Origin of the sequence: Mesorhizobium sp. WSM1293 (assembly GCF_000513875.1) — a bacterium.
In the GTDB taxonomy this organism is placed as follows: Bacteria; Pseudomonadota; Alphaproteobacteria; order Rhizobiales; family Rhizobiaceae; genus Mesorhizobium; species Mesorhizobium ciceri.
In genome coordinates this window covers 68,719-91,499 of record NZ_AZUV01000022.1, presented here as the reverse complement: position 1 = coordinate 91,499, position 22,781 = coordinate 68,719, and the positions used below count along the sequence as shown (strand labels likewise).

Here is a 22,781-nt window from a genome sequence, read left to right as displayed (position 1 = left end):
ACCGCATCCGAAGGACCGGAACGGAGAGGAGGACCCGAAGCGCAGCGAAGGGTTGCGGGACGCCGCGGCGGGCCTAGAAGGGAGAGCCGCCCACCGCGCGCCACCGGGGAAGGCCACCATGAAAACCACGCCGGCCAATCGGCCGGCGGCCGTCAGCAGCCGCCAGGCTGCCCGAGCCAGGGGGCGAAGCCGGATGGCCGAGACCGCCCGAGCCTGCCGAGGAAAAAGCGGGCTCGGTGCACGAGCACCCGGCGCGCGCCTTGGGGCGCGCGGGATTCAGGACTGGTGGTCGGAACCCGCTGATGGTCATCACCAGCGGATCCTTGAGCCGATGTCGCAGGGCCGCGAATCTCCACGCCTCGGCGCCCGTTGCTGGATCACAGCGTCCAGGAAGCGAGGTCGCAGCCGCCGCGAATGTTCGTTTGATATAGCCGCACACCGGGAGACGGTGCCATGTTCGGCGTCGCGCCCGCCGGCGTCACGATGCGGTCAAGAAGCCAACCACGAAAAAGGCGCTCAGGAGCACATCAAATCCACTCCGACAAACGAACCGGCGACCACAGCATTTGCCGACAGTATGTCAAGATGCCGATTTTGCAGCTGTCGAAGATGGTACCTTTGCCTTCGCGCGCGCTTCAGCGATGGAGCGTTGCAGTCTGGCCATCCCGATTTCCCCTGGGATCACTTCGTCGCCGATCACCAACGCAGGTGTGCCGTCGATATACAAATCTTTGGCGAGTGCGAAATTGCGTGTGATGGCATCTGTGATGGCCGGGTCTTGCATGTCCCGCTTCAGTTGCTCGAGATCGAGGCCCACACGCTCTGCAACGGTCAAGGTGCTGCGCTCGTTGATGGAGCCGGGGAAAGCCATGAGGGCGAGGTGGAACGCCTCGTACTTCCCCTGTTTGTGCGAGGCGAGCGCTGCGTGGGCTGCGAATCTGGAACCTGGCCCCAGGATTGGGAAGTCCTTGAACACAAGCTTCACATTGGGATCATCCCTGAGGGCTTGAATGAGGTGGAGGGCTGCCGCCCGGCAATAGCCGCAGTTGTAGTCGAAGAACGAGACAACAGCGATATCGCCCAAGGGATTGCCCGCGATTGGCGAGGCTGGGTCGTTGAGGAGGGCGTCGCGCCGCTGCGGAATGCGTATGCGCAAGTCAGCCGCTATCTGGCGCTGGTCTTCCAGACGCTGCAGGTACTCGGCCGCATCCTGACGATGTTTCAACACTCCCAGCGCGAACACCAAGAGAGCGATCGCCGAGACAAGCGCGGCATTTAATCGGGACATGGGTGGCTCCATCAAACATAAACGGCAGGACAGGACGCCCGCAGCACCGGCTCCCGCCGTGTGGCCGCGCTTCTCCCGTCGCCGCGCTCCGGTCAAGCGCCGCACCCCGGTGCCGCAAATAGCGTGCCAGTGGGGGCAGGAACGCAGGTGAGCGCTGCGCTGCGAAAAGGCCGGCTAGGACATTGGCGCGATCGCCGTTTGGCTTACGCAGCGGACACGAACACCGCGTGGCCACGCGCGACGGCTTTGGTCCGGCGCACCATGAAACGGCGGAACATGCGAAGGATTTGCGACGCAAAGTCGGGAACCATTCATGCCCATTCGGGGATTTGTTGGCGCTTCTGTCTCGGCACTTTGTAGAAAATGGTTTTGTGAGGTTTCACACGCACGCGCGTGGTCACAAAGCCGGAGCGACAGCTAAGCCCCTCCGGTTCGCGCTCGCTTTGCAAGCGCCTGGTTGGTCTCCGCGTTGAGCAGCGCGCGATTACGCCGGCAGCGCTGTCACATCCGCGTGAGTCCGTCAGCCGAAGATCCGACGGGTGCTGCACCCACGGGCAAGTGGGAAGCTAGACGGCCCTCCTGTTGCCCCAGAGCAGAACATGCAGCTGCGGCAACACGCGAGCTTCGAACCACCCGTCTCGCGTCACCTTTTCGATCAGCCACTCCATGCGTCTCATGATTCCGTCAAGGTCGACAGGTGCGTCTTCATCGCCAAGGCGCGGTGGGGTGTGATTGCCAGGTTGCAGATAGACCGGGAGGCGTGGAAATCGCGCGGCAGCGTCTTTGGCGAACACATAGTCACCCTCGTCGAAAACGACGAGCTTGAGCACGACTTGCGGCTTCTCCCGCGCCGCTTCGATGCACGCCTCCACGGCGGCCCAGTCGGGCCGCATTTCGCTCGACGGCGGCTTTGGGCTGAGGACCAGCACATCAAGCTCGGCAAACCAGTCCTTGACCACCGAACCCTGGGTTTCCAGCGCAAAGCGGTAGCCTTCGCCATGGCCTCGCTGAATCAGCCCGCCAAAGGGCTGAATGGCGGGGTTGCCGCCCGACAGCGACACCATCACTGGCCGGCCGCCGGAAAGCGCAACCACGCTTTGCCACACCGCATCCACCGGCATCATCTGCCATTCATGGCGGAACCGGTTGTCCACCGCATGGAGGCTGTCGCACCAGGAACAGCGATAGTCACAGCCGCCGGTTCTGATGAAGACGGTCGGCAAACCGATGAGCACGCCCTCGCCCTGGATCGTTGGCCCAAATATCTCGCTGACCCGGATCGCCGGCTGCGTATCTGTCACGGCCGGTACTCCGCCCAGGTTTTCGGGGTTTCGCTCACCCTCACGGCCGCGGTTTCCGGCAGCCGTGCCTTGCACCATTCATAGAAATGCCTGGCCAAGTATTCCGCCGTGACCTGCTCATGTGCCAACGCGTCGTTGAGGTGCCGGTGGTCCAAGCTCTCGTCGATATAGCGTTTGAGCGGCGCCAGATCGTGATAATCGCGCACGAAGCCGTGCGCGTTCAGCTCCTCGGCCGAGAGCTCCACTTCGACGATGTAGTTATGCCCGTGCAGGCGCGCGCACTGATGTTCGGGTGGCAAGGAGGAGAGCTGATGCGAGGCCGAGAAGTGGAATTCCTTGGTGATGCGGAACATCAGGCGCTCCGCCTCCGCAGCGCCTCAAGCCAGAAATCGGTATCCTCATACTCGGTCGGATCGGCGTGCTGCGCGAGGTGAAACGCCTCGCGTCGCTCGACGCAGGTCCCGCACCGTCCGCAGTGACGCTCGCCGCCCTTGTAGCAGGACCAGGTCTGCGCAAATGGGGTTCCGTATCCTGCTCCATCGCCGACGATGTCCGCCTTTGTGAGGTTCACATAGGGCGTGTAAAGGCGGATCTGCGCGTCGCCGTCGAGCGCTCGGTCCTGCATCGTCTGGAAAGCTTCGATGAAGGCGGGACGGCAGTCTGGATAGATGAAATGGTCCCCGCCATGAGCGGCCATCGCCACCGCTTCCGCCTTGTGCGCGGCGGCAAGACCAAACGCGATTGCCAGCATGATGGCGTTCCTGTTCGGCACCACCGTGATCTTCATGGTGTCTTCTGCGTAGTGGCCGTCGGGCACGTCGACACAGTCGGTCAGCGCCGAGCCGCGAAGGCCGCGGCCGATTTGGCGGATGTCGATGATCTGATGCGCAACGTTCAGTCGCTCCGCGCACAGAGCGGCGAATCTCAATTCTTTCCTGTGCCGCTGGCCGTAGTCGAAGGACAGGAGCCCGGTGAGTTCGTGCTCCGACGCCACTTTGTGGGCAAGGGCAACAGAGTCCAATCCGCCGGAGCAGATGACGAGAGTCTTCATCATGGTATCCTTGTTTTGGCCGGGTAAGGCTGCGACCGGAGATTTCTCTGCGCTCCCCCTACCGCAGCCGGCCAACTTTGTGAACCCTGGCTGATGCGCTGACCCGGGGTGCGGCAGGTTCGCGAACGGCGGGACTGAGCCTCGTTGCTGGATGTTCTACCCCGGGCACATGCTCAGGAGCACAAATGCGGCGCGTCCTCGAGCCATGGGCTGTGGAGGCCATGCGCTGCTGGCAAGGCGATGCGGAAGGGAGTGGACGCGAGTGCACAGGTCCAGGTTTAGCGGCGGTGGGCGTGCCCCCCGCTTCAGCATCGGTCCGACCGGACGTCGCGGTCAGCCGGTGGCGGGGCGGCAGGACCGCTAAGGATTGGTCGTCAGCCGACATCTGTGAACAAGCCGTGTGCGTCGTTGCAATCACCCCTCCGTTGCGCGCTATTGCCGCCATGGCCTCGGATGAACTGGATTGGGCGATTTTCCAGATGGCGGTCGAAAGCGTCCGCTCCCTCTCGCTAAGCTTCAACGAAAGAGCCGTGGAGATAGCGGCGAGGAGCCAGGGTACCTTGGTTTTCGACGTGCGGGTGTACGGTGACGCGCAGGTGCAGAGGGTCGCAGCCATCCGGTATCGAGCCGAACGGACTGGCGTGGTGGCGTTGGACAGACAAGGCCTTGTTACCCACTATTGCATGGTGAACAGCACTTTCGCAGATCTGATGGCGCCGTTGGAGAACTGGACCAGCTTGCCCCTGGCGATGCAAGCCAAGATCGATGTTACCGTCCATGCCGGTCTCTTCCTCGGCGCCTTACGAAATGCCGGTCATATGCTTGGCGGTTAGCGCGACCGCAATGGATGTGTGATTTTGCGTCCGCCCGACCGCAGCCTGCCAGAGGGGTTGCCGATCTCGAGGACGCCTACATCTCCACGAGAAGAAACTCTCCAACCTGCAGGCCATGCTGCCAGTTCTTGAAGCCGTCGTGCAAACCTCCAAGCCGCTGCTCATCATCTCGGAAGACGTCAAGGAGGCCCTGGCCACACTGGTCGTCAACAAGCTGCGCGGTGGAATGAAGATCGCCGCGGTCAAGGCACCGGACTTCGGTCACCCGCATCAGGTCGACTTGGCGGAGCACGCGATAAAGTTCAGCACACATGCCAGGTGTCAGCTGGACCGGCACTGCCCTCATAACCGCACGGGCGTCTAGCCTGTCGGGAGCTTATTGAGATGTCCACACCCGTCTTTTGACATGCGCGACGCGGGCTTGGCGGGGGGTCTGTCGAGCGCCCCTCAACACTCACTCATATCCCGAGAGAAAGCAAAGTATCCCCTCGCCGGAACTGGCCCGAGGCGAGATCTCGGTCATGCGCGGTCTCTCGAAACGTATGGTGATTTCCTCGTGTGTCCGGCCGGCCTGCGCCTCCTGGGTTCAACCGGTTTTCGCTGCGCTCAATTCTGGAGGCCGGTTCCAAGGCGAGTTGCACCGAAGGCCGCGGACCGGATCGTCAGCCGGGCAGCTTGGTTGCACTACCGCCATGCTTAATCGCTCCATTGCAGGCCATGGTCTCTCGCGCTTCTCCTTTTGCCAGGCGAGGCGCGCCAGCTCACGTGTTGCCTGTGCGCGGCTCGGAAAAATACTCCCTTTTTGTCGACCAACCGCTCCAGTGATCCCGCGTTCCGGCTCCGTAGAGAAGTGGTGCGGCGTGACGCTTCCGAGTCCATGCAGCTCCGCCAGCTTCCACACCTATGGACGCTCGACCATGTAATCGGGGCGGACTTGGGCTTGAACGTTCAGCTTGCGGCCGCACGGCCATCTCGATGATTTGGCGCACCCTCGCCTTCGACAAGCCATGTTCCTGAGCCAGGCGGCGAAGCGCTCGCCCATTAGCAAGCCTTCGACCCAGTCAGACTCACATCTTAGCCTGCGAGCGATCACCATGATCGATGATCGGTCGGTCGACCCGGATGAAAGACTCTTTAACTCCACGGCAAAGCACAATTGCATTTTTTTCCAACCACAATTTAACAATCGCCAGTAAATTTGCAACATAAACGCCAATTGTTTTCACACATTTCCCGTTGCTCCCATCGCTATGCCGGTGTCTATTTACTACTATTCGGCGTACCATTAAGAGAAGCGCGCGACTGCGTCTATGAAAGGGAACCCAGTGTCTGCCGCAGGGGCTGTAAGCGCCGCTCATTTCCGCAATGTCGAACGCATCGGATTCATTGGTACCGGCAGCATGGGAAGACCGATGATCGCCAAGCTCCTGCAAGCCGGCTATCTGGTGAACGTCTACGATATCGATCCCGCAGCCGCGGAAGACGTGGTCGAAAAAGGAGCCCGGTGGCATGACGCACCACGCGGAGCGGCCCGCGATTGCGAAATTGTCATCACCTGCCTGCCGCTGCCACATGACGTCTTTGACAACATGACAGGCGAGCAAGGCGCGTTGGCCGGAATGACACCGGGCAGCGTGTGGATCGATACGTCCACGACCGACTATCACAACACGGTCGAGATCGCCCGTCGGGCGGCAGCAATTGGCGTCGATTCGCTAGAAGCACCCGCGAGCAACTTGTCCCACATGGGGGTCGATTTCGCCAATGTCAGCTTCTTCGTGGGGGGGCCATCGGAGGCCTATGTGCGTTCCGAGACGGTGTTGCAAACCATCGGAGCTGTCCCCTTCCATGTCGGAGACATCGGTCAGGGACAGTCAGCCAAATTGCTGACGAACCTGCTCTTTTACACTGCAGCCGTGGCGAGCGGCCACGCACTCTGCCAAAGCGTGCGAGAGGGCGTTCCAGCGCAGCAGGCGTGGCATAAGTTTGTCGCGTCGTCCGCAAACTCCGTTGCAATCGAGCAGTTCGTCCCGTTTCTCCTGGATGGCAGCTACGATCGCTCGTGCACTCTGGAGATCGCGGTGAAGGATATGGGCTTGACGGTCCAACTGGCGGACGAACTCGGCGTGGAATTGCCGATCGGGCGCGCGGTCGAAAGGCGCTATAACGAGGCGGGACGGAAGTTCGACCGACACGACAGCCATCTGCGAGTCGTCGCGCTGGCGGAGATGGTCTTCGGCGTTCGACTGCAAGTGCCGGGCTATCGCGCGCCATCCAGGTACGGTGCTGACCCCAGGCATCCGCCAGACCAAGAATTCCTGACCGATCACATCGGAAGGATCAAACCCAAGCGTGAGCATGTGTTCCCGCTCGACGACGTCCCACTCACTGACATCCAGATCCGCTTGCTCAAGTCTCTGGTCGACGAGCTCACCCACGTCAATCGCCTGATCTTTGACGAGGCGTTTGATCTTGGACGCGGCATGGGCCTGAGCGATGTATTGATCCACGACGTTATCACTTGGAGCGTGGGCGCCTCCGCATGGTCGGATAGCCATGCTCAGCAATACGGCAGCGAGCGGCTTGTGCATCTAGCCGGTGCCATTTCGCCGCTGACGATGCCGCATCTCATTTGCCCCCGAATGGAGGAACTGTCATGACCACCCTCGATCAGCAGACGGCATTGGCGCAAGCCGCGCGAAAGCGCATCAAGGATTCCCATACCCTCGATGGCGATGCCGGTAACTTGGTCCACTTCTATCGCGGATGGGCCAATTCCTACGAGTTGGATGTCGGTCGCGATGGATACTGCGGGCCGACGATCGTTGCGGAATTGGCTGGCACCGTGCAGACAGCGTATTTGGCCAATAAGCGAGCAGCCATCGCAATCCTGGACGCTGGGTGCGGAACAGGTCTGGTTGGCGTGGAACTGAAACGCCTCGGCTTCCAATTGATTGACGGGATCGACCTCTCCGAGGATATGGCGGAAAAGGCCCGGAAAACCCGCGCCTACCGGCACATCCAAGCCAAGATCGACCTTAACGGGCCGCTCTCCGACTGCTCCAGTGCGACCTACGATATCACGGTTTGCTGCGGCGTCTTCACGGTCGGTCACATCCGACCGGACGCACTGCGCGAACTGGCTCGCGTCACGCGTCCCAACGGATTCATCATCGTAAGCACCCGCAAGAGCTATGCGGAGGCTTCGTCCTTTGAAGGTGAGGTGCGTCGTCTGGAGGATGCGGGCGTGCTTGTGACGACCCAGCGTCTAAACGATGGCAAATACATCGCGGAGGAGGGCGCACACTACTGGGTCTTCCAGGTACCCGATAGAGCCACAGCACCAACGGAGAAACAGCTATGACCACGCTGCCGCAAATCTCACTGGCGAAACTGACAGCCGATGCAACGAGAAACGCAGAGCGCGAGCGCCTGCGCCTGGCCTGTGAAGAGTATGGGTTCTTCTATCTTGAGCACGGAATCCCGAAGGAACAGATCGCAGAAGCGATCCAGGCTTCCCGGCGGTTCTTCGCGCTGCCGCAGGCTGTCAAGGAGCGCTACGGTCACACCGCCCAATACGTGTACCCCGCCACCGCCCGCGGATACAGTCCGTTAAACGGCGAAACGCTACATCCCGAGGCGGGCCCTGATCCAAAGGAGATGTTTGACCTCGGAATCGAGAATGAAGGTGACCGGCGTCCGTTTTCTGGTCGCACGCGCCTTCCGGATGACGCATTGGCTCCTGGTTTCGCTCGAAGCCTGCTTGCTTTGCAGGCTACCGTGGTCAACGAGGTTGTGCCGCAGCTCGGGACCGCGCTTGCCGACTTGCTCGATATGGAAGAGGACTGGTTCCGGCGCCATTTCAGCCCACCGACGGTACTCCAGCGTGTGATCCGATATCCATCCGCTGGTGGCACGGCCGGAAAGCATACCGACAACGGGTTCTTTACGCTGCTGCTGCAGGAGGAACTCCCCACGCGCTCCTTGCAGGTGTGGTTCGGGGGACGCTGGGTGCCGGCGCCCAGCTTGCCCGACAGTCTCGTTGTGAATCTGGGCGACATGCTTCAGGCCTTGAGCGACGACCAATTCAAGAGCACGCCCCATCAGGTCGTGCACACCGGTCCTGCCGAACGAATTTCCCTTCCCTTCTTTATCTATCCCGACATTGACGCTCGCCTGACTTCCCGGCAAGGGAAGCACACCTTTAGCGTCGCGGAAGTGATGCTGCGCAACTTCGAATCGATCTGGCAAACCGGAAACGGCGCCGGACGGGCGCGAGAGTTGCGGTAGGCGGGTGGGCTCGGTTTTCTTGAGGTGCCCAAATCGGTGACGGCACACCCCTCACGTTCGCCAGCGGACACCTCGCGAATTTAAGCAGCGCCATATGGCTGATCGGGGTAGCTCAGCGCTGCGCAAGCTATTATCGTGCTGCGCCTGGGCCATCATCGTCGTTGCTGCGCCCCGTCCTGCTGATTCTTTGGGTCGTCTTTCATATCCTCGAACGTCAGAGCCAACTGGTCGATCTACCGCGGTCACGTTGGCAGTGGATTTGGGCTTGAACTTAGCGGTCCGTATCTGCTCCCGGCAATCAGCGCTTTCTCCGATGCATTCCCACAGTCACGGCGAGCTCGGCCAAACGTTCATGCCCTCGACCGCCAAGGCGACCAAACGAAAACCCGCGATCAGTGACCAACAGTCTTGGAGAAAACGTTGATCACTGCGACGCCGCAAATAATCAGGATGATCCCCAATACCGCAGGCAGATCAAGTGGCGTCCTATAGACCTGAACACTCACTATGGTTGTCAGCACGATGCCGACGCCGCACCAGATTGCGTATGTGACACCCAGGGGAATCAATTTGAGGGCATGGGAGAGAAAGAACAATGCGACGACGAAGCTGGCGATGGCAGCTGCAGTAGGTCCAAGCTTCGTGAATTGCCGTGTTTCGGGCAACAGCGATGAACCGATGACCTCGGATACAATGCCCAGCACCAGGGCGCTGTAAGCTATGACCAGAGGGTTCATGAAGTCACCTCCCCGAGCGAGGCCTGACAAGCCTCTCCAGAAGGGTGCGCAGCCAAGGCGTACGGCATTTTCGCGGCAACAGTGAGGTCCATTCGGTCGACGAGCGCCATGGGAATCCCATTGTCATGGTCCTTACCTATATGTTGCTGTGGTGCCGCCCGGTCGAGGCTGTGGGTACAAGCGCTTTCAAAACGTCCGTCATCCTGAGCGTGCCCACGCGGGCTCCGTCCGAGTGCACTGCAAAGAATTTGTCAGCAGCTCCCTGGGATCGCAGGATCGCCCGCTCCAAGGTCTCGTCCCCGTCGAGGACTTCATAGCCGTCGTCGTCAGTGATCGTCTTCTCCATTACCGATCGGACGCGCAGGACGCGGGCGCGATTGATATCGCTGACGAAGTCTTCAATGTAAATGTCGGCCGGGTTGAGGAGGATGTATTGCGGCTCTCCCTGCTGCACGATCTCGCCGTCCTTCAGGATGACCAGGTGATCCGCAAGCTTGAGAGCCTCATCGAGGTCATGAGTGATGAATACGACGGTCTTCTGAAGGTCCTTCTGCAGCTCGAGGAGAAGGTCCTGCATGCTCGACCGGATGAGCGGGTCCAGCGCTGAATAGGCTTCGTCCATGAGCATCAGCTCAGAGTTCGACGTCAGAGCCCGGGCGAGGCCAACGCGCTGCTGCATGCCCCCCGAGAGCTGATGGGGATAGAGCGCCTCCGAGCCCGCGAGGCCGACCCTGCTCAGCCACTTGCGGGCCGTTTCATCAGTTTTGGCCCGTCCGTCTCCGCGGACCGAGCATGGCATGCCGGCGTTTCGCAGCACCGTCTCATGCGGAAGCAACGCAAACTTCTGAAAGACCATCGACATCTGGGTCCGGCGCAGTTGCTGGAGTCTGGCCCGGTCGAGCTTCATGATGTCTGTACCATTAACGATAATCTCACCCGCTGTGGGGTCGACGAGGCGGTTGAGGTGACGGATCAGGGTTGATTTTCCCGAGCCCGAGAGGCCCATGATCACAGTGATTTCGCCCTTTTTGATCTCGACGTTGATGTCGCGTAGCCCGAGCACATGGCCGTGGGTCTCAAGCATGTCCTTCTTATGCATCCCCGCCTTCGCGTAAGACACCATGGCTGACGCATTGTTGCCGAAGATCTTGTAGAGGTTGCGGATTGATACGAAGCTCTCGGTCATGCTCATGTCCGCGGCTGGTGCATCTTGTTGACGCGCTGGAGGGCCGCCCGGCTGACTCGGTCAAGCACAATGGCCAGGAGAACAATGCCGAGGCCTGCGACGAGGCCGACGCCGAGTTCAAGTTTGTTGATACCGCGCAGGACAAGCGTTCCCAAGCCAGGCGCAGACACTAGCGAAGCGATGACGACCATGGATAAAGACAGCATGATGGTCTGGTTGATGCCCGCCATAATGTTCGGCAAAGCGAGTGGCAACTGGACGCGATAGAGCTTTTGCGAGGAGGTCATGCCAAACGCCTCCCCCGCTTCCAGAACGTCCTTGTCCACCAACCGGATGCCCAGATTGGTAAGCCTGATAGATGGGACGATCGCATAGAAAATGATTGCGATGCCGTAGAGCTTCGGCTCCGTAACGCTGAACAGGAAGATCAGCGGGATAAGATAGACGAAGGTGGGCAGCGTCTGTAGCAGGTCGAGAAAAGGCGTCAGCCAACGCTCCAGGCGGTTGCTGCGTGACATCGCTATGCCGATCGGCACCCCTAACAGGACACAGATGAAGGTACAGACCATGATGATGGCGAGGGTCTGCATGGCGTAGCCAAAGTGATCAATGAACGCCAGGGCTAAAAATGCCGCCAGTACGAAGATCGTCACGCCGATGCGGCGCCCGGCAAAATGGGCGATGGCGACCAGGATTATGATCGCCGCCCACCATGGAAGAGACTGCATCAGGTCGATGGCGTTGCGCAGCGCCCAACTCAATGGCTGGGTAACCGGGTCCAGAACGACTTTCACGGGGTCTTTCACATCAAGGAACAGGCGTTCCAACCCGGCTGTCATGTCGCGGGTGCGCGGGATGGCGCCGCAGGCCTTGTGAAGGACGTCCAGGGATGGAAACGGGAAAGATTCGGCTTGGTCGGTCCCCGCCGAGCCAGCCTTGGCAAGTAGATCGTCCATCGACATGGGACCGCCGATGGCGCCGGCATCGCACCAGAACCGCAGTCCAAGCGAGTCAAAAGCTCTTTCGTACGCTGTCATGGATCGCCTTATATCGCGGGAATCCGGCAGCCACGCTCATTAGAGCGTGGCCACCGGAACTGGAGGAGATTTGCTTGTCGACGTTTGAGGTGCCGCCAAGCCTTCGCGCCTTGCCAAATTCACTCAAAAGGTCGATCACCTCCGTTGGGTGCGGAGCCCAGGTGAATGACGGATCTCACTTGAGGACTGCCGCGAGCTTCTCCCTGGCTTCGGGGCTGAGCCAGTCCGCCCAAATCGTTTTGTAGGTGGTCAGAAAGTGGACCGCCGATTCGTCGGCCGAAGCCTTCTTGCTATCCTGCCAGGCCAGTGTCTCGCTCATCTGCTCATTTGTGAAGGTCACCTTGGACATGAGCGCTGCAATCTCCGGCTCGCGCTTCTCGAAATCCGTCGTCGCTGCCGTCACCACCTCTGCCGGCGGATAGGCCGACTTGCCGGGTGTCTTGCAGGCTTCTACCGCGTTGCAGGCGTGAATCTCGGGGACGTACGGGCCAATGTCGACCTTGACCATCTTGTACTTGCCGAGAACGGACGTCGGACCCCAATAGTAACCGAACCAAGGCTGCTTATTCTCGTTGGCCGCAGCTATCGCGGCTGCCAACGTCTCTCCGGAGCCGTGATTGAAAACTTCTATGCCGTGGCCTTTAAGATCGAAAGCCTCAGCCAAATGGTCGTTGGTTATCTTACAACCCCAGCCTTCCGGGCAATTGTGGAATTTGCCGCCCACCCAGTCGGGGTGCGCCAGAATGCCGTCGATCTTCGCGAGTTCCGGATGTTCGTCCACGAGGTATTGCGGAACCCACCATGCATCAATGCCGCCGGGGGTGAGGACATGGCCCAGCGTCTTGACTTTGCCGGCGGCCACCAATCCTGGATAAGCCGGCGCGCCATTGAGCCAGAGTTCGGTGACAATGTCGGGGCGGCCGGTCTCAGCAACGGAGGTGACTGCCGTAGCCGTGGCCGATGGGACCACCGTGACCTTGCAGCCGTATCCCTGCTCCATCAGGAACTTGGAAACGGCAGTGACGATCGAGCCCGAGGCCCAGTTCATCTCGGTGATCGTGACGTCGCCGCATTTTGCTTCGGCCGCGGTCGCCGCGAGCGTTGCGATGAATACAGCGGCGCTGAGTTTCAACGTGCGTGAGAGCATTGCCTTCTCCTGTTGGTTTTCCATTCCAGGCGATGTCCTCGGCAGCCTGCGCTACCGGGCCGGTTCCCCCACGTCGTCAATTATAGGATCACCTAGCATTTAACTAACGAATATAATTCGACCCTGACATCGAGTTATTCGATGCTAATCGGCGGCGAAGCGAGTCACTGCGGCCTCGTCGAAGGTAAAACCTGTCCCGGGACGGGTGGGAATCAGGATGTCGCCATTCACGATCTCCATCTCTTCGCGAAAAAGTGGGGCGTACCACGGCATATGCTCGACGGAGATACAATTGGCGGCTGAGCCGGCAATGCAAAGGCTGTGCTCCGTGAAAATATGGGTGGAAATGGGCAGGCAATACGCCTCCGCCAAGGCTGCCACCCGGCGCATTTCGGTGAGCCCACCAATCCTTTGGAGGTCCGGCATCAGCACATCGGCGGCGCGTGCTTCGATCGTGTTGCGGATGCCGAAGCGGGTCCACTCCGTTTCACCCGAGGCAATCGCAATGTGGAGCGCATTCCGGACCTCGGCCTGGCCGATGAGGTCGTGGACGGAAACCGGTTCTTCGAGCCAGCCGACGTCGAGTTCCTCGAGCATCCGGCCTAGGCGGATCGCCTGCTTCGGCCTGAGCGCCTGGTTGGCGTCCGCGAGGAGTTCGATTGAGGGTCCAACCGCCTCGCGGACAGCCCTGACGCGCTCAAAATCCTCTCGAGGGTTTTCTTTGCCGACCCGAACCTTCATCGCCCGGAAACCCTGGTCCAGGAAGGTCGCCGCTTCATCAACCAGCTCGTCAATGCTCTGGGACAACCAGAGCCCGCCACTGGCATATGTGCGGATGCGATCCCTGCACGCTCCGAACAGATGGTGCAGCGGCCGGTCAGCACTTTTGCCGACCAGATCCCAGCAGGCCGTGTCGAGCGCGGAGAGCGCGGAGATCGTGACGCCCGCATAACCGGTCGGATTGATTTCAGACCAGATGGCCGAATTGATCGCCGCCACGTAGTGGGGATCCTGGCCGACAATGCGATGCGAAAAGCCGCGGACCATCTCGTCGAACGATTTGAGCCGGACTGAATTCAACGTGAAGATATAGCTTTGGCCAACCAGTCCGGTGTCGGTTTCTAAGTATACAAGCAGGCATCCGACCGACCGCATGTTATGAATGGCGGTCGTGATCGGCTTAACAAAAGGTACGTCGGTCAGTCGTGTCTTCAACGCTGTGATTTTCATGTCATTCTCCGGCAAGGGACTGGAATTCAGGTAATTGTGTCGCGCAGGGCCTGCACGGCGGTTTCGATAAACTCCGGCGCAATGACGTCAATACGAACGGCGACAAAGACTGTCCGTTGAAACCGCGGTGCTCCCTCGACCACATGCAGGCGTCCGGACCTGACCTGAGACGCCACGGATTCGGCCAGAAAATACCCGGAGCCGTTGTTGGCCAGGATATGATCCATGGCTACCGCAGAACTGCGGATTGTGAGTTTGTGGCTGAAAACGCCCGGAAAATGCATGCTGTGCTGAGCCCGGAACGTCTCGCCCCAATCCACGAACACGTACCCCGGGACAACCCCGCTCTCCACCGGACGCGGCTTCGACGAGACCATCACGAGTTCTTCGCTGATGAGCGGCTCAATCCGTGCTTCCGCGCAATGGCGCGGATCATAAAGGACGGCAATGTCAAGCAGGCCGGCGCGCAGTTTCTCCATGAGAATGTCCGAGCGCTCGCTGATGGCGCTCGCGACTCCGTCGGGCAGCGCCTCTGCCATTCGTTCCAGCCAGCCCGGCACGACGCGCGGCCAATGATTGTCTTCAACACCCAGCGTGACAAAGGCATTCAGGCCTTCCGGTAGCGTCGCAACTTGCTGACCCCGCTCCCAGGAACGCACGATATTCACTGCGCTTGCGTGGAATTGATGACCGCCCGTCGTAAGCGCCACTCCGTTGCGCTTACGGTGAAACAGTTGGCGGTTCAGTCGGCGTTCAAGCGCCTTTATCCGGGCGCTGATGGTCGACTGGGTGACATTGAGTTGGTCGGCGGCATGCTGGAAGCTGCCCGTCGTGGCGACTTCCAAAAAAGCCTTGATGTGCTCGATGTTCACGAAGGAAACCCCCTTAAATCGAATTCCTCGATATGAGTCGGTAATTATATTCGTTTGCCACGTCAACCAGAGTGAGGAAGAGTGGGCGGGTAGAAAAAGCGCCGGCGTGACGGAGCAAACTCTGGCTGGCCAACGGAGACATTTATGCGGATTGCATTCATCGGGTTGGGCAACATGGGCGGGCCAATGGCCAGCAATCTGGCGCGTGCCGGGTACGAGCTTGCCCTTTTCGACCTGGATTCAAATAAGGTCGAGGCCGTGCGGGCGACTGGCGCAGCGGCCGGCAACCGAGCAATCTCGTCCGCCCCCACCGCTGCGGAGGCGGCCGCCGGAGCCGACATAGCCTTCACATCGCTGCCAAACCCGAAGATCATCGAGGCCGTGGCGCTGTCCGAACAGGGCATTCTCGCCGGGCTGCCGAAAGCCGCCGTCTGGATTGACCTTTCAACCAACAATCTGGAGTGCGAACGACGCATCCGCGCTGCTGCCACCGACCGGGAGATTGCGTTTCTTGACGCACCGGTAACTGGCGGGATTGAAGGAGCAGCTGCCGGTACTCTGATGATCATGGTTGGCGGCGACAAGCATGTATTTGCGCGGTGCAAGCCAGTTCTGGAAAAGATTGGCAACCGGATCATGCATCTTGGCCCTCATGGAGCTGGCTACGTGGCCAAGATTGCGCAGGTGGTGCTTTGCTACCTCAACTCGGTCGCGCTGAGTGAAGCCCTGATGCTGGGAGTGATGGGCGGGGTTCCTGCCGCGACGATGCTTGGAATCATTCAAGGCAGCACTGGAGCGAGCTATGTCGCGGACCGATACGGTCCGGCTATTCTTGACGGAAGCTACGATCCTGGCTTTGCGCTCGGTCTTGCACATAAAGATTTGGTCCTGACCCTGGAGCTGGCAAGGACGGTTGGCGCCACGTTGCCCATGTGTGAACAGGTTGAGGCAATCTACAAAAAAGCTGTCGACCAGTACGGGTTTGACCAGAACCACCTCATGGCCGTGAAGCTCTTAGAAGAGCAGAATGGCACATTCCTCCGCTCCATCTGACAATACGATCGAAAGGACAACCAATGGCACATGAGATGAAAGCCGAGGACTTCAGCGTCCAGGGCGGCCATGCGAACATCTCCAAGGAAGAATGGGAAGCGCGCGTCGACCTCGCTGCTCTGTACCGCCTCGCCAACATGTATGGCTATGACGATCTTATCTGGAACCACATCACCATGCGTGTCCCAGGCACCGATCACCAGTTCCTTCTGAACCGCTTCGGTCTGCTTTATAATGAGGTGACGGCGTCGAACCTGATCAAGGTCGACGAGCAGGGAAAGGTCCTTTACGGCCCGCCGGACGTCAACACCGCAGGGTTCGTCATCCATTCAGCAATCCATAACACCCATCACGACATGAAGGTCGTGTTCCATAGCCACGCGCCGGCGGGTCTCGCCATCACGGCGCTACAGGATGGGCTGGAGTTCCTGACGCAGGACGGCTCGATGCTTTGGGGCGACATCGGCTATCACGACTGGGAAGGCCTGTCGCTGACCCTCGAGGAGCGGGATCGTCTCGCCAAGAACATCGAAGGCAAGAAATGCCTGATCATGAAAAACCACGGGTTCCTTGCAGTCGGGGCGAACGCTGGCGAAGCGTTCATGAACCTTTATTACACCGTCCGCGCGTGCCGTGTACTGATCGATGCCTATTCCACCGGCCTGAAGCTCGACAAGAGCAGTGAGGACATCTGGCGGCTGGCGCACCGCCAATACGACGATTTCCCGCTCGGCAAATATGAGTGGCCGGCGCTGTTGCGCCAGTGCGACCGGGTCGATCCTTCGTATCGCTATTAATCGAACAGCTTGAACCCCCGGCGGCGACTGGCCGGGCTTTCCAGCGCCTACTGTCTGCAGAAGCCTTGCCCGGAGGTCGAATGGCCAGCCGTTCCCTTCGTGCGGGCCTATTCTCCTCCAAGGGGCGCCCAAACCCATGACCATCCTGTTGAACAACCATGGCTACGATAACGAAAGTTGGCGAAGGGAAATAAGCCGCCAGCTTCCTGAATTGCCCGTCAAAGTGTTCGGTGAACCCATCGACCCCAACGAAGTCGTATATGCGATGGTCTGGAACCACCCTGCCGGCGATCTCAATCGCTATCCGAATCTCAAGGCAATCTTCTCGCTCGGCGCCGGTGCCGAGCATTTCGTAGCAGATGCAAGCTTGCCGGACGTCCCGGTAATTCTGCTCGCGGATCCGGCCGTCGCCCGCGACATGGCTGCCCATGCCCTCTACTGGGTACTAACGTTCCACCGGCGGTACGCGGACTACCGATCGCAGCAGCAAGACCGGATCTGGCATCGTAAGCAGATCGTCCCCACGAGAGAGTTTCGCGCTGGTGTATTCGGCCTGGGCCGCATCGGCACAGAGGTCGCCAGCCGCATTCGTGATTTTGGATACGCCGTGAGCGGTTGGGACCGCAGCGCTCGACAGATCGAGGGTATCGACTGCTATTCCGGAAAGAACTCGCTTGCTGAGTTCCTGGGCCGCAACGATGTGGTCATCAATGCCCTCCCCTTGTCCCCGAAAACCCGCCACTTCCTCGATGGCAAGATTTTCGCGGCGATGCGCCCAGGTGGGTTTTTCATCAACATCAGCCGGGGAGCGGTTGTCCATGATGAAGCCTTGCTAGACGCCCTTGACCGGGGGCACCTTTCCGGCGCCGCCCTAGATGCATTCGCCCAGGAACCGCTTCCTCCCGAGCATCGCTACTGGTCGCATCCCCAAGTGTTCGTTACGCCTCATATGTCCGGTGCAACATTTGCGTCGAGCGCAGTTGCCGTGATAGCCGACAATGTGCGCAGGCTTGAGCGCGGATTTGAAGTCTTTCCGCTGTTCAACCGGGAAGCAGGCTATTGACGCTGCCGGCATGCGGCCAAGCTCTTCCTTTGCATCACCGCCGCTCCGACAGGCCCGCAGTCGTGGCACGCTGCTGCGTCGACACGTTCAAGAACCGTCCGGCCGGAAGGTTGCGGGCTTCGTGAGGGGCGATCTGGTGCGCCTCTCGAAAACACCTCGAAAAGTGGGACGCCGACACGAAGCCGCAGCATACCGCAATTTCAAGAATCGGCATGGCCGACTGGGCCAGCAGGAGCTTCGCGTGTTCCAATCGCAATTCTCGGAAGTAGCGGCAGGGAGAGCGACCGATATCATTGCGAAACAGACGCTCCACCTGCCGCCGCGACAGCCCCGCAGCCGCCGCAAGGTCCGTCATGGTCAGCGGGGCGGCCAGATTCCTCTGCATCAATTCGATCAGTTTCACGACGATCGGGTTGAGCCTGCCATGCTGACGCAGCAGCGGCACTCGCTGGCGCTCATCGCCCGTGCGGACACGGCCGGCGACGGCCAACTCCGCAACGCTTACCGCAACAGGTTCGCCGCAATGATGTTTCACAAGCTCGATCATCATATCGAAGGCTCCCGTGCCGCCTGCGCAGCTCCAGATATCGTTGTCGACCTTGTAGACGGTCGCCTCCGCCTCGACGCGCATAAACCGCTCTTCGAATCCCGGCAGGGCCTCCCAATGGACGGCGCACTTGCGCTCATTGAGCAGACCAGCTTTCGCCAAAGCAGCGACACCACTCCCGAATGCGCCCGTGTCAATGCGGCGCTGCCGGCATTCGCGCAACCACGCGCTCAGCACCTTGGTTTCACGACCTTCATCAGGCTCATCGCCGCAGACGAGAGCCAGTGCGGGTCGTTCAGGCTGCTGCAGATACCTGCGTTCTTGGGCCAGGTCGGCGTCAGCCGCGACAACAATACCGCAACTGGCCCGCACGGCTTCGCCCAAGTGGGAAACCATACGCCAACGAAAGGCTTCCCGTCCGGCCGCTTTGTTGGCGAGGCGAAAGACGTCCAGGGCAGACGACAGAGCGAGGAGTTCGAACCCGTGCGCCAAGTAAAGGGTGACGGTAACTGGCTCATTGGCGGAAACGGACGCCCAAGCGTCGCGGGACCAGTGGTGGACCATGTCAGACTCTCCGCCGTGTTCTCTCAGCGACACCAGATAACCGGCTCGCGCCCTATTTGAGTGACGCGGACAATAGGCGAAAGGACGTTTGCGTCGGCATGACAGTAGATTTGCGACAATGCCCCGGTTCATCAGCGAAGCCGGCACAAAAAGTACGCCGAGCCCTTGCCCCGCTCTCTGTCGGTTTTCTCCTGCTCCATCGGTTTACCCTAGGGGCGTTTGCCAATTTCGTTGACGTGCTGCGTCTGGCCGCCGACGAAGGGGACCGCAGCCGCCCAATCCGCTGTCAATGGCGGATTATCTCGCCTGACATGTCGCCAATCCTGTCCAGCTGCGGCGTTGCTATCTCTCCCCACGAAAGGATCGGAGACCTTCGACGCTTCGATTACCTAGTGGTTGTCGGCGGGGTTCTTGGAGAGGAAAGCCTCTTGGTCGACGAGAGGTTCGACAACCATCTGCGGCATGCTGCCGAGGCAGGCATACCGCTCGTGGGCCTGTGTACCGGCTCATTTATCTTGCACCGCGCCGGCCTCATGCACGGCTACAAGTGTTGCGTCAGCTGGTTCCACAATTCAGATTTCTTGCGGCTTTGCGAGGGACTACAGGCCGTGTCAGACCAGATCTTCGTCGTCGATCGAGACCGACTGACCTGTTCGGGGGGAGCCAGCGCCGCACATCTCGCAGCCTTTCTGATCGAGAGGCACCTTGGTAAGGCCCCGGCCGCCAAAAGCTTGCGGATCATGATGTTCAACGAGGTAGCAAAGGGCGAGACCGCCCAGCCAACTGGAAGCCTGCAGGTCGTCGTCCGGGACGAAATTGTGAAACGAGCGGTGCTGGTGATGCAACATCACCTGGAAGTCCCGCTGACTATCGGCCGCTTAGCCGACAAGCTCGGCATAAGCAAACGAATAGTTGAACGCCACTTTCGGTCGGAGCTCCGCAGCTCACCTCGAGCCGTCTACACGCAGATTAGGCTTGATCATTCGTGCCATCTTTTGCTGACAACGGACAAGTCTATTTCCGAGATTGCACTTGAGTGCGGATTTTGCGACGGCTCGCATCTGAACCGGATTTTCCGCGCCAATTATCTGCGGACTCCTCAAGAGTTTCGTTCGCAGCGAGCAGTTCTGGCGGATGGGTGCGAAACAAAGACATCGAAACCGGCCTGAACGAGTGTTTTAGCCGTCCGAGCCAGGCTACGGTCGGCGAGGGAATGGTCATTCGTCGATATCCGATTCGCCTGGGATCTTCCTTGGTGTCAAATCTGCGGGTTCTCTCCGCACTTTCCTGGCGCGAGACCCAATCGTCCTTCTTCTTGTCGTCGATGAGCTCACATCGGAAGTTTTGCCATGACTGCCTCCTGTTGACATTCGACTATTCGCCAATTGCAGCCAAATCAATTCGCTCAACGCTGCCACATCGCAAGCCTCGAAAAGCCAGCTTTGAAGCAGAGCCTTTGCCACCCGCACATTTGAAGACTATGCTTGCCTTATCGGCAGCGATTTGCATCGGACACGGCCGACTGTAAGAGGGTACTCGCTCTTGCCCGTACGGGAGAGCGCCATGCCCCAATCCCTTCTTCGCAACCAGCTTTTGAAAGCGCTATCCTCGGAGGATTTTGCACTTTTGCAGCCATCGCTGCATCAGGTCGAACTGGCCATCAAAAGCCAGCTGGAGGTCGCATATCAGCCGATCGCGAGTGTCTATTTTCCGGAGACGGGTATTGCCTCGGTGGTCGCCACAATGACGGGCGGTCGCAAAAGTGAGGTCGGCCTCATCGGCTACGACGGCATGACCGGCATTGCGGTTATACTCGGCCAGGACAGGTCTCCTAATGAGACCTATATCCAAGTCGCCGGCCAAGGCTGGATCCTGTCGGTCAAGAGCCTTCGCGGCGCGATCGCGATAAGCCTGACCCTTCGCGAGTCACTGCTGCGCTATGCCCATGCGTTCCTTGTCCAGTCGTCCCGGACGGCCCTGGTTAACGGCCACTCGAAAATCGAGGAACGCCTGGCCCGCTGGTTGCTGATGGTCCACGATCGCGGTGACGGAGACAAGATTTACCTGACGCATGAATTTCTGGCGACCATGCTTGGCGCTCGTCGGCCCGGCGTCACGACCGCCCTCCAAATGCTCGAATACCGGGGACTTGTCCGCGCCACGCGGGGTGAAATCACGATCGTCGACCGCGCCGGAATGATAAGGCTCACGCACGGCGCTTATGGCGAGGAGGAGCAACGCCATTTCGGCTCGGTTCCGTGTGATTGTCCGGAATCAGACAGAGCCTTGCAAGCTGCGGAATTCCGGCCCTAAGTCGTTTGGTCAGGGTTTCAGGGAGGAAATTCTCGATGACCAACGCTTGTCACTCGGTCACGATTGAACGAGCAGCCGAAGCTTATGTCCTTTCCAGGGGCAAGGCCCGGTTCCTCTCCATCGCACAGGCGATCCGCGCCATCCGAACACTCATGCCCGCATGCAAGGCGACCGACCGCGAATTGGAGGAGTTGCTGGCGGCGGCATCGATCATTCACGGTGTCCGCGTCGCTTTCGACGCAAGAACGGCGGAAGCCGCAGAACCGCGGCTCCACTCGTAGCGACGACGCCGGCGCCTGTGCAGTCCCACACCTTATCGGAGTTCGCCAAGCGACGGTCCGCCATCTGATCGATAACGTCGGCAGCCCGTGCTATTTCGGTGTCCGAGGTTCGTCACGCCGTGAGACGAATGTTTTCGCCTTGCGACCTCACGGATTGGAAACTTGACGATCTCATTGCGCGAAGTGCAATCGACGCGAGATTTGCGATCGAATTCGATGCCGCGGCACCGTAAGCTGAAGGCCAAGTTGCCGGCAAGCCCGTGGGTTGTGCCGAGCCAGATCAGGTATATGTTTGCCGAACGGCTTGAGGACTTCGGTGTGGGAAATCACGGCAGCGTTGTTGAAGGATGGCAGGTATTAGCTGAGGACGAGGCGATAGAAGCCGCGACCGTCATGGTATGGACCCTACAACCTCGGCGGCCTATTGCGCCTTCGAAGCGTCTGGCAATGACAAAGGTCTCGAATACCGATTCTGGTTCAATCTGTTTCTGAAACTTTCAAAAAGGGATCACGTCGGGTGGGCATAGCCGCAAGCGAGCGAGGCATAATATCGCAAACGGCAATTGCACGAATGGCGATGACTAAGCGCAAATATCCGGGAGAGCTCGCCTCCGCGCAGCAGATCCATGAACTGGCGGAAGAGTATCGCAAAGCGGCAGCCCTGCTCGTTCCGCTTGGCCGATCAGGCAAGCCGCTTAGCCGAGCGCCGTTTAGACTGTCCGCCATCCACGCGATCGAACTTTATCTGACCGCGCTTTTGCTCCACCGAGGGCACGAACCCAATCAAATCCGCAAGATGCATCACGACTTGGCGGCTCGGGCGAAGCACACTGTCGAAGCAGGACTGCGTCTTCGCGCAAAAACCGCCAATCATCTTCAGTCCCTCAGCCAGAACCGGGAATATCTGATCATCCGCTACGGCCCGGAAATGGCCGCAACCGCCTCGCAGATCAACCGGCTCACCGCCACCCTCGAAGAGGTGGCGGTGAAGGTTACCCTTTTGATCGCGTCGTCCTCAAGAACGGATCCACAGCCAGCCGCGACCGTAGCTGGCAAGGCCTGACCCGATTACCGACTGCATGGTTCAGCGCTGCGGTTTGGCGGCATCCTTGTCGGCCTCATCCGACAAGCCAATGACATGGTGACCCAGGAATACATCGACTAATAGGCACCCGCGACCGAGCCCGATGG

At 59.8% G+C, this 22,781-nt stretch carries 22 protein-coding genes and 1 pseudogene; 12 read left to right on the top strand and 11 right to left on the bottom strand.

Annotated elements, in window-relative coordinates:
• Positions 1-580: 580 nt before the first annotated feature.
• The 4 genes from M729_RS0124135 to queC all read right to left on the bottom strand — a co-directional run bounded on the left by M729_RS0124135 (position 581) and on the right by queC (position 3,640).
• Positions 581-1,288, bottom strand: coding sequence for a DsbA family protein (locus tag M729_RS0124135; RefSeq protein ID WP_027163138.1), 708 nt, complete (start codon positions 1,286-1,288; stop codon positions 581-583).
• 566 nt (positions 1,289-1,854) lie between these two features.
• The gene (gene queE / locus M729_RS0124125) at positions 1,855-2,589 is read right to left on the bottom strand and encodes a 7-carboxy-7-deazaguanine synthase QueE (protein WP_027163137.1); all 735 of its coding nucleotides are present in this window, start codon (positions 2,587-2,589) and stop codon (positions 1,855-1,857) included.
• Positions 2,586-2,942: a 6-carboxytetrahydropterin synthase QueD gene (gene queD / locus M729_RS0124120; protein WP_027163136.1), complete on the bottom strand. Its 357-nt coding sequence runs from the start codon at positions 2,940-2,942 to the stop codon at positions 2,586-2,588. The genes queE and queD overlap by 4 nt, the downstream gene beginning before the upstream one ends.
• Complete coding sequence (gene queC, locus M729_RS0124115; protein ID WP_027163135.1) at positions 2,942-3,640, bottom strand: 7-cyano-7-deazaguanine synthase QueC; 699 nt, start codon at positions 3,638-3,640, stop codon at positions 2,942-2,944. The genes queD and queC overlap by 1 nt, the downstream gene beginning before the upstream one ends.
• A gap of 185 nt (positions 3,641-3,825) precedes the next feature.
• On the opposite strand from queC, the gene M729_RS1000000139355 reads away from it, so the two are divergent.
• The 5 genes and pseudogenes from M729_RS1000000139355 (at position 3,826) to M729_RS0124090 (ending at position 8,763) form a co-directional block, all read left to right on the top strand.
• Positions 3,826-4,473 (top strand): hypothetical protein, encoded by a 648-nt coding sequence (locus M729_RS1000000139355; protein ID WP_245267624.1) that lies wholly within the window; start codon positions 3,826-3,828, stop codon positions 4,471-4,473.
• Between the two features lie 56 nt (positions 4,474-4,529).
• A pseudogene (groEL, locus tag M729_RS0124105) lies at positions 4,530-4,735 on the top strand (chaperonin GroEL); the annotation flags it as partial.
• Between the two features lie 1,048 nt (positions 4,736-5,783).
• On the top strand, positions 5,784-7,133 hold the full coding sequence (locus M729_RS0124100; protein WP_050596329.1) for an NAD(P)-dependent oxidoreductase: 1,350 nt from the start codon (positions 5,784-5,786) through the stop codon (positions 7,131-7,133).
• Positions 7,130-7,837: a class I SAM-dependent methyltransferase gene (locus M729_RS0124095; protein ID WP_027163131.1), complete on the top strand. Its 708-nt coding sequence runs from the start codon at positions 7,130-7,132 to the stop codon at positions 7,835-7,837. The genes M729_RS0124100 and M729_RS0124095 overlap by 4 nt, the downstream gene beginning before the upstream one ends.
• Complete coding sequence (locus tag M729_RS0124090; RefSeq protein ID WP_027163130.1) at positions 7,834-8,763, top strand: 2-oxoglutarate and iron-dependent oxygenase domain-containing protein; 930 nt, start codon at positions 7,834-7,836, stop codon at positions 8,761-8,763. Before M729_RS0124095 ends, M729_RS0124090 begins: the two co-directional genes overlap by 4 nt.
• Positions 8,764-9,155: 392 nt before the next feature.
• Here M729_RS0124090 and M729_RS0124085 read toward each other — a convergent pair whose 3' ends face one another.
• The 6 genes from M729_RS0124085 to M729_RS01000000135680 form a co-directional block, all read right to left on the bottom strand.
• The gene (locus M729_RS0124085; RefSeq protein ID WP_027163129.1) at positions 9,156-9,500 is read right to left on the bottom strand and encodes an SMR family transporter; all 345 of its coding nucleotides are present in this window, start codon (positions 9,498-9,500) and stop codon (positions 9,156-9,158) included.
• A gap of 136 nt (positions 9,501-9,636) precedes the next feature.
• A complete protein-coding gene (locus M729_RS0124080) occupies positions 9,637-10,692 on the bottom strand; it encodes an ATP-binding cassette domain-containing protein (protein ID WP_198032129.1) in 1,056 nt (351 codons plus the stop codon).
• A complete protein-coding gene (locus M729_RS0124075) occupies positions 10,689-11,723 on the bottom strand; it encodes an ABC transporter permease subunit (RefSeq protein ID WP_027163127.1) in 1,035 nt (344 codons plus the stop codon). Before M729_RS0124075 ends, M729_RS0124080 begins: the two co-directional genes overlap by 4 nt.
• Positions 11,724-11,898: 175 nt before the next feature.
• Positions 11,899-12,894, bottom strand: a complete 996-nt coding sequence (locus tag M729_RS0124070; protein ID WP_245267622.1) for an ABC transporter substrate-binding protein — start codon at positions 12,892-12,894, stop codon at positions 11,899-11,901.
• Between the two features lie 120 nt (positions 12,895-13,014).
• Positions 13,015-14,100, bottom strand: a complete 1,086-nt coding sequence (locus M729_RS0124065) for a mandelate racemase/muconate lactonizing enzyme family protein (protein ID WP_027163125.1) — start codon at positions 14,098-14,100, stop codon at positions 13,015-13,017.
• 26 nt (positions 14,101-14,126) lie between these two features.
• The gene (locus M729_RS01000000135680) at positions 14,127-14,972 is read right to left on the bottom strand and encodes a LysR family transcriptional regulator (protein WP_050596328.1); all 846 of its coding nucleotides are present in this window, start codon (positions 14,970-14,972) and stop codon (positions 14,127-14,129) included.
• Between the two features lie 144 nt (positions 14,973-15,116).
• Between M729_RS01000000135680 and M729_RS0124055 the strand changes: the two genes are divergently transcribed.
• From M729_RS0124055 to M729_RS0124045, 3 genes are all read left to right on the top strand, one after another.
• A complete protein-coding gene (locus M729_RS0124055) occupies positions 15,117-16,025 on the top strand; it encodes an NAD(P)-dependent oxidoreductase (RefSeq protein WP_027163124.1) in 909 nt (302 codons plus the stop codon).
• Between the two features lie 23 nt (positions 16,026-16,048).
• A complete protein-coding gene (locus tag M729_RS0124050; RefSeq protein WP_027163123.1) occupies positions 16,049-16,822 on the top strand; it encodes a class II aldolase/adducin family protein in 774 nt (257 codons plus the stop codon).
• Positions 16,823-16,958: 136 nt separating this feature from the next.
• On the top strand, positions 16,959-17,885 hold the full coding sequence (locus M729_RS0124045; RefSeq protein WP_050596327.1) for a glyoxylate/hydroxypyruvate reductase A: 927 nt from the start codon (positions 16,959-16,961) through the stop codon (positions 17,883-17,885).
• A 34-nt stretch (positions 17,886-17,919) separates the two neighbouring features.
• Here the strand turns inward: M729_RS0124045 and M729_RS1000000138530 are convergent, their stop codons facing one another.
• Positions 17,920-18,996: a GlxA family transcriptional regulator gene (locus M729_RS1000000138530; protein ID WP_050596326.1), complete on the bottom strand. Its 1,077-nt coding sequence runs from the start codon at positions 18,994-18,996 to the stop codon at positions 17,920-17,922.
• 98 nt (positions 18,997-19,094) lie between these two features.
• On the opposite strand from M729_RS1000000138530, the gene M729_RS01000000135670 reads away from it, so the two are divergent.
• From M729_RS01000000135670 to M729_RS0124010, 4 genes are all read left to right on the top strand, one after another.
• Positions 19,095-20,165, top strand: a complete 1,071-nt coding sequence (locus M729_RS01000000135670) for a GlxA family transcriptional regulator (RefSeq protein WP_082827329.1) — start codon at positions 19,095-19,097, stop codon at positions 20,163-20,165.
• Positions 20,166-20,559: 394 nt separating this feature from the next.
• Positions 20,560-21,309 carry a Crp/Fnr family transcriptional regulator gene (locus M729_RS01000000135665; protein WP_050596325.1) on the top strand — a complete coding sequence of 250 codons (750 nt, stop codon included), beginning with the start codon at positions 20,560-20,562 and terminating at the stop codon, positions 21,307-21,309.
• Between the two features lie 35 nt (positions 21,310-21,344).
• Complete coding sequence (locus tag M729_RS0124025) at positions 21,345-21,590, top strand: hypothetical protein (protein WP_027163121.1); 246 nt, start codon at positions 21,345-21,347, stop codon at positions 21,588-21,590.
• A gap of 577 nt (positions 21,591-22,167) precedes the next feature.
• Positions 22,168-22,653 (top strand): hypothetical protein, encoded by a 486-nt coding sequence (locus M729_RS0124010; protein ID WP_245267621.1) that lies wholly within the window; start codon positions 22,168-22,170, stop codon positions 22,651-22,653.
• Positions 22,654-22,781: the final 128 nt, after the last annotated feature.

Coding starts and splice junctions, on each gene's coding strand:
- M729_RS0124080 (WP_198032129.1), bottom strand. CDS start 10,692: ATGAGCATGACCGAGAGCTTCGTATCAATCCGCAACCTCTACAAGATC.
- M729_RS0124070 (WP_245267622.1), bottom strand. CDS start 12,894: ATGGAAAACCAACAGGAGAAGGCAATGCTCTCACGCACGTTGAAACTC.
- M729_RS0124025 (WP_027163121.1), top strand. CDS start 21,345: ATGACCAACGCTTGTCACTCGGTCACGATTGAACGAGCAGCCGAAGCT.
- M729_RS0124090 (WP_027163130.1), top strand. CDS start 7,834: ATGACCACGCTGCCGCAAATCTCACTGGCGAAACTGACAGCCGATGCA.
- queC (WP_027163135.1), bottom strand. CDS start 3,640: ATGAAGACTCTCGTCATCTGCTCCGGCGGATTGGACTCTGTTGCCCTT.
- M729_RS0124075 (WP_027163127.1), bottom strand. CDS start 11,723: ATGACAGCGTACGAAAGAGCTTTTGACTCGCTTGGACTGCGGTTCTGG.
- M729_RS0124055 (WP_027163124.1), top strand. CDS start 15,117: ATGCGGATTGCATTCATCGGGTTGGGCAACATGGGCGGGCCAATGGCC.
- M729_RS0124050 (WP_027163123.1), top strand. CDS start 16,049: ATGGCACATGAGATGAAAGCCGAGGACTTCAGCGTCCAGGGCGGCCAT.
- M729_RS0124135 (WP_027163138.1), bottom strand. CDS start 1,288: ATGTCCCGATTAAATGCCGCGCTTGTCTCGGCGATCGCTCTCTTGGTG.
- M729_RS01000000135665 (WP_050596325.1), top strand. CDS start 20,560: ATGCCCCAATCCCTTCTTCGCAACCAGCTTTTGAAAGCGCTATCCTCG.
- M729_RS1000000139355 (WP_245267624.1), top strand. CDS start 3,826: ATGCGGCGCGTCCTCGAGCCATGGGCTGTGGAGGCCATGCGCTGCTGG.
- M729_RS0124100 (WP_050596329.1), top strand. CDS start 5,784: ATGAAAGGGAACCCAGTGTCTGCCGCAGGGGCTGTAAGCGCCGCTCAT.
- M729_RS0124010 (WP_245267621.1), top strand. CDS start 22,168: ATGACTAAGCGCAAATATCCGGGAGAGCTCGCCTCCGCGCAGCAGATC.
- M729_RS1000000138530 (WP_050596326.1), bottom strand. CDS start 18,996: ATGGTCCACCACTGGTCCCGCGACGCTTGGGCGTCCGTTTCCGCCAAT.
- M729_RS0124045 (WP_050596327.1), top strand. CDS start 16,959: ATGACCATCCTGTTGAACAACCATGGCTACGATAACGAAAGTTGGCGA.
- M729_RS0124085 (WP_027163129.1), bottom strand. CDS start 9,500: ATGAACCCTCTGGTCATAGCTTACAGCGCCCTGGTGCTGGGCATTGTA.
- M729_RS0124065 (WP_027163125.1), bottom strand. CDS start 14,100: ATGAAAATCACAGCGTTGAAGACACGACTGACCGACGTACCTTTTGTT.
- queD (WP_027163136.1), bottom strand. CDS start 2,942: ATGTTCCGCATCACCAAGGAATTCCACTTCTCGGCCTCGCATCAGCTC.
- M729_RS01000000135670 (WP_082827329.1), top strand. CDS start 19,095: ATGACAGTAGATTTGCGACAATGCCCCGGTTCATCAGCGAAGCCGGCA.
- M729_RS0124095 (WP_027163131.1), top strand. CDS start 7,130: ATGACCACCCTCGATCAGCAGACGGCATTGGCGCAAGCCGCGCGAAAG.